Source organism: Streptomyces sp. NPDC001219 (genome assembly GCF_053597915.1).
The window spans coordinates 1-10,482 of sequence record NZ_JBSFJF010000126.1; the positions used below are offsets into that span (position 1 = coordinate 1).

At 72.1% G+C, this 10,482-nt stretch carries 8 protein-coding genes; 4 read left to right on the forward strand and 4 right to left on the reverse strand.

Annotated features, from left to right (window positions below; all coding sequences use genetic code 11):
- Positions 1–144: 144 nt before the first annotated feature.
- Positions 145–885 carry a phosphatase PAP2 family protein gene (locus tag ACWC9R_RS36225; protein ID WP_450738052.1) on the forward strand — a complete coding sequence of 247 codons (741 nt, stop codon included), beginning with the start codon at positions 145–147 and terminating at the stop codon, positions 883–885.
- Positions 882–1,580 (forward strand): HAD family hydrolase, encoded by a 699-nt coding sequence (locus ACWC9R_RS36230; protein WP_450738053.1) that lies wholly within the window; start codon positions 882–884, stop codon positions 1,578–1,580. The genes ACWC9R_RS36225 and ACWC9R_RS36230 overlap by 4 nt, the downstream gene beginning before the upstream one ends.
- Before the next feature lie 170 nt (positions 1,581–1,750).
- Here the strand turns inward: ACWC9R_RS36230 and ACWC9R_RS36235 are convergent, their stop codons facing one another.
- Positions 1,751–3,970 (reverse strand): NADP-dependent isocitrate dehydrogenase, encoded by a 2,220-nt coding sequence (locus tag ACWC9R_RS36235; RefSeq protein ID WP_450738055.1) that lies wholly within the window; start codon positions 3,968–3,970, stop codon positions 1,751–1,753.
- Between the two features lie 262 nt (positions 3,971–4,232).
- Here ACWC9R_RS36235 and ACWC9R_RS36240 point away from each other — a divergent pair, with 262 nt between their 5' ends.
- Complete coding sequence (locus ACWC9R_RS36240; protein WP_450738056.1) at positions 4,233–6,254, forward strand: GTP-binding protein; 2,022 nt, start codon at positions 4,233–4,235, stop codon at positions 6,252–6,254.
- 151 nt (positions 6,255–6,405) lie between these two features.
- Here the strand turns inward: ACWC9R_RS36240 and ACWC9R_RS36245 are convergent, their stop codons facing one another.
- The 3 genes from ACWC9R_RS36245 to ACWC9R_RS36255 all read right to left on the reverse strand — a co-directional run bounded on the left by ACWC9R_RS36245 (position 6,406) and on the right by ACWC9R_RS36255 (position 8,724).
- Positions 6,406–6,933: a hypothetical protein gene (locus ACWC9R_RS36245; RefSeq protein ID WP_450738057.1), complete on the reverse strand. Its 528-nt coding sequence runs from the start codon at positions 6,931–6,933 to the stop codon at positions 6,406–6,408.
- A 126-nt stretch (positions 6,934–7,059) separates the two neighbouring features.
- Positions 7,060–7,920: a DUF3761 domain-containing protein gene (locus tag ACWC9R_RS36250; RefSeq protein ID WP_450738058.1), complete on the reverse strand. Its 861-nt coding sequence runs from the start codon at positions 7,918–7,920 to the stop codon at positions 7,060–7,062.
- Between the two features lie 183 nt (positions 7,921–8,103).
- A complete protein-coding gene (locus ACWC9R_RS36255) occupies positions 8,104–8,724 on the reverse strand; it encodes a hypothetical protein (RefSeq protein WP_450738059.1) in 621 nt (206 codons plus the stop codon).
- A 704-nt stretch (positions 8,725–9,428) separates the two neighbouring features.
- Between ACWC9R_RS36255 and ACWC9R_RS36260 the strand changes: the two genes are divergently transcribed.
- A complete protein-coding gene (locus ACWC9R_RS36260) occupies positions 9,429–10,370 on the forward strand; it encodes a hypothetical protein (protein ID WP_450738060.1) in 942 nt (313 codons plus the stop codon).
- Positions 10,371–10,482 lie beyond the last annotated feature (112 nt).

Below are 10,482 nucleotides of genomic sequence, written 5' to 3' on the forward strand. Positions count from 1 at the left end.
GTATCGGGGCGACCCTCCGCCTTGCGATCGCACGCACCAGACGCCGCGGGGCCGCCCTTCGGGCGAACGACGGGAGTTTGACGACAGGTCCTAGGGCGCGTGGCCTGTTCGCCCGGAGCGCGGGGTATCGGCGAGGATCGTGGTATGCCGCCGACGCCGCCGCCCGCCGTCCGGTCGTCCGCCGTGGACGACGCACGCCGCCCCGCCCCCGCCCCGCGCGGCCCGGCCCTCCGCTGCGCCGGGCTGTGCACCCTCGTCTTCGGTCTGCTGCTCACCCTGGTCGTGCTGGGCTGGGGGCCGCTGCTGTCGGTGGACCGTGCGCTGGCCGGTGCGCTGCACCGGACGGCCGTCACCGCGCCCGGCTGGACCCGCCTGAGCCGGCTGCTCAGCGACTGGCTGTGGGACCCGTGGATGATGCGCGCGGTGCTGGTGGCGGCGGTCGTGCTGCTGGTGCGGCGTGGGGAACGGCTGCTCGGGGCCTGGGTAGCGGCCACCGCGCTCGTCGGGACGGGGTTGCAGCAGGTGCTGAAGGCGCTGGTCGGCCGGGACCGTCCGGTCTGGCCGGACCCGGTGGACACCGCGCACTACGCGGCGTTCCCGTCGGGGCACGCGATGTCCGCGCTGGTGGCGGGCGCGCTGGTGCTGTGGCTGCTGCGGCTGGGCGGGGCGCGCCCGCTGTGGCGCCGTACGGCCCGGGCGGTGGTCGTGGTGTCGGTCGTCGGCGTCGGCTTCACCCGGGTGTATCTGGGGGTGCACTGGCTGTCGGATGTCGTCGGGGGCTGGCTGCTGGGCGGGGCGCTGGTGGCCGCGGCGGCAGCGGCGTACAGCGGATTCCGGCCCCGGGAGGGGAACGGCGCCGCGCAGTGGGCAGGAAGGCGGACATGACGACGATCAAAGGTGTGCTCTTCGACTTCTCCGGAACCCTGCTGCGGATCGAGCCCGCCGAGTCCTGGCTGCGGGCGGCACTGGCCGCGTCCGGTACGGCCATGGCCGAGGCCGAGATCCCGCACCGGGCGGCCGCGCTGGAACGGGCCGGTGCGCTGCCCGGCGGCGCCTCCCCCGTGGAGCTGCCCGCCGCGCTGGCCGGCCTGTGGGAGATCCGCGACCGCGACGCGGGCCACCACCGCGCGGTGTACACCGGCCTGGCCCGCCAGGTGCCGCTTCCCGGGCCGGAGTTGTACGACGCGCTCTACGACCGCCACAAGACGGCGGAGGCCTGGCAGCCGTATCCCGACGCCGCCGGGGTCCTGGCGGAGCTGCACCGGCGCGGCATCCGTGTCGGCGTGCTGAGCAACATCGGCTGGGATCTGCGGCCGGTGCTGCGCGCCCATGGCCTGGAGCGCTCGCTGGACGCCTGTGTGCTGTCCTACGAGCACGGAATCCAGAAGCCGGACCCGCGGCTCTTCTCGCTTGCCTGCCGGGAGTTGGGGCTGGAGCCGTCCGCGGTGCTGATGGTGGGCGACGACCGCACGGCGGACGGCGGTGCCACCGCGGTGGGCTGCTCGTTCCTGCCGGTGGACCCGCTGCCGGTGGACCGGCGCCCGGACGGGCTGCGGCCGGTGCTGGACCTCGTGGGCTGAACGGCGGGCTCCGGGCGGGCCGGCGACGCGGGCGGGCCGGGGCGGGCTCACGGCCTCAGCCGTTCCCGCCGTCCGTCCGGTGGCCGGGGCACCGCCGGACACAACACCGCCCCGGCCGGTGGGATTCCGGCCGGGGCGGCGGGGTTGCGCAGGGATGCGCGGCCGTTACGTCAGCTGAGGGACGCCAGGGCCTGGTTGAGGGTCTTCGACGGGCGCATGACCGCATCGGCCTTCGCCACGACGGGCTGGTAGTAGCCGCCGATCTCGGCGGGCGAGCCCTGCACCGCGATCAGCTCCTCGACGATGGTCTGCTCCTGCTCGGTGAGCGTCTTGGCGAGGGCCGCGAACGCCTCCGCGAGCTGGGTGTCGTCGGTCTGCTTGGCCAGCTCCTGCGCCCAGTACAGCGCGAGGTAGAAGTGGCTGCCGCGGTTGTCGATGCCGCCGAGCTTGCGGCTGGGCGACTTGTTCTCGTTGAGGAAGGTGCCGGTGGCGCGGTCGAGGGTGTCGGCGAGCACCTGGGCGCGCGCGTTGCCGGTCTTCTGCGCGAGGTGCTCGAAGCTGACCGCGAGGGCGAGGAACTCGCCCAGGCTGTCCCAGCGCAGGTAGTTCTCCTTGACCAGCTGCTGGACGTGCTTGGGCGCGGAGCCGCCGGCGCCGGTCTCGAACAGGCCGCCGCCGTTCATCAGCGGGACGACCGAGAGCATCTTGGCGCTGGTGCCCAGCTCCAGGATCGGGAACAGGTCGGTCAGGTAGTCGCGCAGCACGTTCCCGGTGACCGAGATCGTGTCCTCGCCGCGGCGGATGCGCTCCAGGGAGAACGTGATCGCGTCGACCGGCGACATGATCTCCAGCTGGAGACCGTCGGTGTCGTGCTCGGCGAGGTAGGTCTTGACCTTCTCGATGAGCTGGGCGTCGTGCGCCCGGCCCGCGTCGAGCCAGAACACGGCCGGGTTGCCGGTGGCGCGGGCGCGGGTGACGGCGAGCTTGACCCAGTCGCGGATCGGCGCGTCCTTGGTCTGGCACATCCGGAAGATGTCGCCGGCGCCGACGACCTGCTCCAGGACGGCGTTGCCGTTCTCGTCGAGGACGCGCACGGTGCCGGTGACCGGGATCTCGAAGGTCTTGTCGTGGCTGCCGTACTCCTCGGCCTTCTGTGCCATGAGGCCGACGTTCGGGACCGAGCCCATCGTGGACGGGTCGTAGGCGCCGTTGGCGCGGCAGTCGTCGAGCACGGCCTGGTAGATGCCGGCGTAGCTGCTGTCGGGGAGGACCGCGAGGGTGTCCGCCTCGGTGCCGTCCGGGCCCCACATGTGGCCGGAGGTGCGGATCATGGCCGGCATGGAGGCGTCGACGATGACGTCGCTGGGGACGTGCAGGTTGGAGATGCCGCGGTCGGAGTCGACCATGGCCAGCTCCGGGCCCTCGGCCAGCTCGGCGTCGAAGGACGCCTTGATCTCGGCGCCGTCGGCCAGCGACTCCAGGCCCTTGTAGATGCCGCCGAGACCGTCGTTCGGGGTCAGGCCGGCGGCGGCGAGCGACTCGCCGTACTGGGCGAAGGTCTTCGGGAAGAAGGCGCGGACCACGTGGCCGAAGATGATCGGGTCAGAGACCTTCATCATCGTGGCCTTCAGGTGCACCGAGAACAGCACGCCCTCGGCCTTGGCACGGGCGACCTGCGCGGTGAGGAACTCGCGCAGCGCGGCGACCCGCATCACGGACGCGTCGACGACCTCGCCCGCGAGGACCGGTACCGACTCGCGCAGCACGGTGGTGGAGCCGTCGTCGCCCGAGAGCTCGATGCGCAGCGTGCCGTCCTGGCCGATGACCGCGGACTTCTCGGTGGAGCGGAAGTCGTCGACGCCCATGGTGGCGACGTTCGTCTTCGAGTCGGCCGTCCAGGCACCCATGCGGTGCGGGTTGGACCTGGCGTAGTTCTTGACCGACGCCGGGGCGCGGCGGTCGGAGTTGCCCTCACGCAGGACCGGGTTGACGGCGCTGCCCTTGACCTTGTCGTAGCGGGCGCGGATGTCGCGCTCCTCGTCGGTCTTCGGGTCGTCCGGGTAAGCCGGCAGTGCGTAGCCCTGCTCCTGAAGCTCGGCGATGGCCTGCTTCAGCTGCGGGATCGAGGCCGAGATGTTCGGCAGCTTGATGATGTTCGCCTCGGGAGTCTTCGCCAGCTCACCGAGCTCGGCGAGGGCGTCGTCGATCCGCTGCCCCTCTTCCAGGCGCTCGGGAAAGCTCGCGATGATGCGCCCGGCCAGGGAGATGTCACGGGTCTCCACGCTGACGCCGGCCGTCGACGCGTATGCCTGGATCACCGGCAGGAACGAATACGTCGCCAGGGCCGGGGCCTCGTCAGTGTGGGTGTAAATGATGGTCGAGTCAGTCACCGGGTGCTCCGCTCCACGTCTGCAACATTGCTCGACATCAAGATATCTCGTGAGCGCCTCCCGCTCGACAGGACCCCACCCCGGGCAAAAGCGGAGGAAATGGTTCCGACGTGGTGCGACCGGTGAAAACCGGTTGCCCGCCCGACGGGCCGGCTGCTCTACTCGCCGCATCCACCGACCCGGAAAAGGAGCCCCACCATGCCGAAGGCACCCATGTCCGCTCAGAAGGGAACTTCCATCGATCACAAGGACATGACGCCTGGTGCACTCACTGAACCTGGGAATTCTGGCGCACGTAGACGCCGGTAAGACGAGCCTGACCGAGCGGCTGCTGTATGCCGCCGGGGTCATCGACGAGGTCGGCAGCGTCGACGACGGCAGCACCCGGACCGACTCCCTCGCGCTGGAACGGCGCCGGGGCATCACCATCAAGTCCGCCGTGGTGTCGTTCGCCCTGAACGGGGTCACGGTCAATCTGCTCGACGCCCCCGGCCACCCGGACTTCATCGCCGAGGTGGAGCGGGTGCTGAACGTACTGGACGGCGCGGTGCTCGTGGTCTCCGCCGTGGAGGGCGTACAGGCACAGACCCGCGTCCTGATGCGGACCCTGCAACGGCTGCGCATTCCGACCCTGATCTTCGTGAACAAGGTGGACCGCCGGGGCGCCGACGGCGAGCGGGTGCTGCGGCAGATCGCCGGGCGGCTGACCCCGGACGCCGTCGCCATGGCCTCCGTGGACGGCCCGGGCACCCGCGCGGCGCGGGTCACCCCGTACGGCGCGGCCGACACCGGCTTCACCGACCGGCTCGCCGACCTGCTCACCCGGCACGACGACGCGCTGCTCGCTGCTTATGTCGAGGACCCCTCGGCCGTCTCCTACGGGCGGCTGCGCGGGGAACTGGCGGCGCAGACGCGGCGGGGGCTGGTGCATCCGGTGTTCTTCGGCTCGGCCGTCACCGGCGCGGGCCTGGAGACGCTGCGGGCCGGCCTCACCGAGCTGCTGCCCACCGCCGGGGGCGCCGCCGACGGCCCGGTGTCCGGCACGGTCTTCAAGGTGGAGCGCGGCCCGGCCGGGGAGAAGATCGCCTACGTCCGGATGTTCTCGGGGACGGTACGGACCCGGGACCCGCTGCCCTTCCACGGCCCCGGCGCCCCGCGGCGCAGCCCGGCCAAGGTCACCGCGATCAGCGTCTTCGACCAGGGGGCGGAGCCCCGCCGGGACGCGGTCGCCGCGGGCCGGATCGGCAAGCTGTGGGGGCTCGGCGACATCCGGACCGGCGACCGCGTCGGCGACGCGGAGGCTCCCGGATCGCGGCAGCACTTCGCCCCGCCGACGCTGGAGACGGTCGTGGTCCCGCGCCGCCCCGCCGACCGGCGGGCACTGCATCTCGCGCTGACCCGGCTCGCCGAACAGGACCCGCTGATCGGTCTGCGGCAGGACGGCCCGCGCGGGCGGACCTCGCTGTCGCTCTACGGCGAGGTGCAGAAGGAAGTCATCGAGGCGACGCTGGCCGAGGAGTTCGGCGTCGAGGTCGACTTCCACGCGACCACGCCGCTGTGCATCGAGCGGCCCGCCGGTCCGGGCGCGGCGTTCGAGATCATCGCCGAGGACCCCAACCCCTTCCTCGCGACCGTCGGGCTCCGGGTCGATCCGGCTCCGGCCGGCGCCGGATCGGACTTCCGGCTGGAGGTCGAACTCGGCTCGATGCCGCACGCGTTCGTGAAGGCCGTCGAGGAGACCGTGTACGAGACGCTGCGCCAGGGGGTGTACGGGTGGCAGGTCGAGGACTGCACGGTGACTCTGACGCACTCCGGCTACTGGGCCCGGCAGAGCCACGCGCACGGCGTCTTCGACAAGAGCATGTCGAGCACCTCGGGGGACTTCCGGCAGCTGACGCCGCTGGTGCTGATGCACGCGCTGCGGCGGGCCGGCACCCGGGTGTACGAGCCGGTGCACCACTTCCGGCTGGAGGTCCCGGCGGACGCGCTCGGCCCGCTGTCGCCGCTGCTCGCCCGGCTGCACGCGGTGCCGCGTACGCAGGCGGTGCGGGCTGCGGAGTGCCTGCTGGAGGGCGAGATCCCGGTGGCCCGGGTACACGAACTGGAGCGGCGGCTGCCGGGGCTGACCCGCGGCGAGGGTGTGCTGGAGTGCGCCTTCGCCGGGTACCAGCCGGTGCACGGCGAGGTCCCGGTCCGGGCGCGGACGGACCATGACCCGTTGCACCGCAAGGAGTATCTGCTGAAGGTCGTGCGACGGGTCGCGGGGCGCCCGGAGGGCGGGTGACCGGTCCCGGCCGGGTGCCGGGGGCGTGCTTGCGCGGACCGGACCGGCGCCGCACCCCCCGGGTAACTGGCGTGCGGGGGGGGCTGGGCCCCGCGGTGACGGCCCGCGCACGGGTGCGTGAGCGGGCCGCGCACGCGTGGATGACGGGCCGTCAGCCGGCCTTCGTCCACGGTCGGCAGCCCGTGGTCGCGAAGGTCTCCCCCTCGTGCACCGTGACACGGGCCGGGCCCCGGGAGGTGCCCTCGGCGACGAGGCCGGACCGCTCGCCGCCGGGCTTGGCACGCGTCCATGAACACAGCGGCTCGTCGGGCCCGGCGGGTCCGGCGGGTCCCCCGGTCCGGTAGGCGCCGGGTGCGAGGTCCTTCCCCACGAGGTAGCTGCCCGGACCGGCCGCGTGGGCGGGCCCGGCGGGTGCCGTCGCCTTCACGGTGCGGCCGGGCGTCCCGTTCGGCTTCTCCGCCGCCGCCTGCTCCGTCCTGGCGGTGACGGTGGGAACGGGCCGCGCCTCGGCCTTCTTGCCGCCGCCGACGGCGACACCGAGCCCGCAGACGAGGAGGGCGCACCCGGCACCCACCACGATCGTGAGCGCGGAGTGCCGCCGCACCGGTTGCCGCGCGGGTGACGGCGGCATCGGGTGGAACCGCTGACCGGACGGCGCGGACCGCTGCGAGTACGACATGGTGGCCCCCCTGGCATCTGTGATGGTGTCGTGAAGACCTCCCAATGCCGTTGAGGGTTGTAGGGGCGGATTCCCGCGCGTGTCATCCGCCCCTCCTGCCCCGTCGTTCCCCGGACCGGCGGCGGCTCAGGCCGGCAGGCTCCGCAGCCAGACGGCGACCCCGCCGTGGTGGCTGCAGGTGCCCCGCCGGTGCGCGCTGTAGCTGTAGGTCCCGTCGTTGCACCGCGCGGAGGCACCCGCCGGGGTCTGCGACTCCTCCTCACCGCCGCTCGCGGCACTCCCGCCATTGCTCGACGAGCCGCTCCCGTCACCTGAACCGGTCGCCCCCGAGGAGCCGGAACCGCCGGAGGAGCCGCTCCCGGTCGAGCCGGAGGTGCCGGACGAGCCCGAGGACGCGTAGGCGTCGGAGTCGCCGGAGGAACCGGCGGAGCTGGAACTGCCGGAATCGCCGGCCTCGATCGGGTCGTCCGCCGGGGCGTCCGTCGGCTCGGCCGTGAGCTCGTCCGTGCCGTCGTCGCCGTCGGACTCCGCCTCGTCGGGGTCGTCGCAGCTCTCGCTGGTCCGTACGACGGTGAACGTCAGGGTTTCGGTGTCCGCCATGACCGACCCGGCGGCCGGGTCCTGGTCACACACCTGCCAGTTCCGGTCCCAGACCTGCGCCCGGTCACGGGCGGACAGATCCCGGCTGGAGAGCAGGTAGAGGCCCCTGCCCTGCGCGTCGTCCTGCGCCTCCTGGAGGGTGCGGCCGGTGTAGTCCGGCACGGTGACGGAGCTGTTCGCGTCGTCCGACGCACCGGAGTCGGCGGAGGCGCCGGAGCCGTCGGAGACCTCCGAGGCGTCGTCCGACGCGTCGGAGACGGTGCTGCTGGTGGACGTGTCCCTGTCGTCGTCGCCGTCCATCAGGTTGGCGCACCCGCCGACCAGCAGCGCGAAGGCGGCGATGACGGCGCAGCCGAGCCGGGCGTTCTTCTTCTCCTGCGGCGGCATGGGTTGTTGGTTCCTGGTCACGTGGCCCCCTGTCTTGCGGCTGCACACTCCCCTGCATGCATGGCCCTGCCCACGGTCGCGAGCCGCCGCCCGGCCGAATCCGGGGGGACAGGTGGTGGAGGCGCGAGGCCGGCCGGCGGCCGGACGAGGAGCGGGTGCGGCCCTCCCGTCGCGCCGGGGCGGTCAGAAGTTGCCGTTGGAGAGCATCTCCCCCTTGGCGTCATACACGGTGACCAGGCCGTTCTCGGAGTCCTTCCAGTCGGCGAAGGCGGAGGCGATCAGCTTGCCCTCGCTCTGGTGGGGGCCGAACATCCCGCCGGTGAAGTCGGTGTAGACGTCGACCGAGTCGAGGATGTCGTTCTGCTCCTCGGCGCCCTGGACCTTGGTGACATGCCCGATGGCGGCCTTCTCGTTGGCGCTTCCGTGCTGCCCGACGAAGGCCTTGAACCGGTCGGCCGAGGACTGCGGAGCCGCCTTGGGCTTCTTCTTCGGTTCGGCCTTCGGCTTCGCCCCGGACTTCTTCTCCGGCTTGGCCCCGGCCGGCTCGGCGGTCTCCTTCGCCTTGCCCTTCGCCTGCTCCTCGGCCGGTGCGGCGACGGCCGTTCCGGGCTTCCCGGCCTGCGTTCCGGAGTCGCCGCCGCCCACCGCGACGCCGATGACGCCGATGAGGAGGAGCGCACCGAAGGCGCCGCCGCACCCGATGCCGACCTTCGCGCCGGTGCTCATCTTCTTCGGCGGCGGCGCGTACAGCCCGATCGGCGTCGACGGCTGCTGTCCGGGCTGAGACGGAAACTGCTGGTTCATCACGATCCCCCCAAGGTGTCGGGAACAGGGAGAATAGCGAGTGGTTGAACATCGAAATAGGTGAAGTGAAGAACCTGTGATGATGTCGTGACCGAAGTGGGGCGATCGTGACTCCGGGGCGCACGGCGGGGCTTGTCGGGCGCGGTCGCGCACCGGATTCGGGCCGCGGCGGGGCGGACGTCGCCTCGGCGTCCAACTCGGCGTGCATCGCGGGGTGATGGGCCGGGCGTCGACCACGGACAGCCTCGGCTCGTCACTCAGAGAAGCCACCTCGCGCGACTTTTATCACCGAAGCAATGTGCACGGCCGTGCGTCAGTGAATAGTCTTCTTTCTCAAGTCACCACTTCATGAACGAAGTTGACAGTCCACTTGCGCAACCCATGCATGCCACGTACAGGAGATTGCGGTGATTGCCCCTCACGGTCGTATCGGGCTCTCGCCTGCGCACAGACGCCCTCAGCAGCGGCACCGGACCGGTACCCCACCGGCTCGCCCCACGCCATCGCCGCCCCGCCCGGCAAGGACGCCGGAGAGACGGGGCCTGCCGGTCCCCTGGTCGTTCGCTCACCACGACGCGCTCCCCCTACATCGGCGTCCCCCTGGCGCACGCCCTCCCGGAGGCCTGAGAAGTGCCTGTTGACAGCTCCCTTGCGCGCGGTGAGGCACGGTTCCCCTCACCCGAGAGAACGTTGGCGGGACCGCTGTGAGACGCCAGCCGGCCTTCGACCGTCATCCGGCGCGGGACGACACCCGCCTGCGCGCCGTGATGGAGGACGCCGCGATGGGCAGATGGGAAGGCGCGCGCGAACTGCTGACCGCGACCGGTGCCGACTGGGACCGCCGGATCTTCCGCCTCCAGGTGCTCGCCCGTGCCGGGGCGCGGCTCACCTTCGCCGACACCTGGGCCCAGGCCGAACCGCGCTCACCGCACGCCCTGGCCCTGCTCGCCACCGTCCAGGCCCTGCGCTCGATGGCCGGCCCACGGGGGCAGGGCAGCGGCGCGGAGATGGAGCAGACCTGGGAGACCTGCCACGCCGCCGGTGACGCCCTGCCCGCCGATCCGACGCCGTATGTCGTCATGCTCGCCCTGCTGCGCTTCCACTCCCCCGACCGCGACCGGGAGTGGCGGCAGACGGTGCACAGCGTGTGGCGGGAGGTCGAGGAGCGCGACCCGTGGAACAGGGAGGCGCATCACGAGCTGCTCACCTACATGTTCCCGGACTGGCACGGGGTCGCGGGCGAGATGTTCCACTGGGCGCAGGAGCGCTGCGCCCATGTGCCGCGCGGGATGCCGCTGCACGTCCTGCCGCTGGTCGCGCTCGCCGAGTCGCACCGTACGCGGATGAAGAAGGAGGGCCACCGGTACGGCCTGACGGTCCACCCGTGGACGGAGAACCCGTCGACCCAGCAGGCGTGGGTGAACTGGTGGACGTACCGGGCGCCTTCCATGCCGCACGCCGCCTTCCACGAGGACGCCAACTACCTGGCCCACGCGATGTCCTTCGCGAACCAGCACCGGGCGGCTGCCGAGGTGTTCGACGCCATCGGCCCGTACGCCACGGATGTGCCGTGGAGCTACTGCGGAGAGGCCCAGCAGCTCTTCACCCGTCATCGGAAGTGGGCGGTCAAGGGGTCCGCGCCGTAGCGCCTGCCGATGTCGTTCCGCATGTACCGCGCCACCAACAGGAGAGGCTCAGCCATGCCACTGGACATTCCAAGCGTCACGCAGACGGAGGAGGAGCGCCTGGCCGAACTCG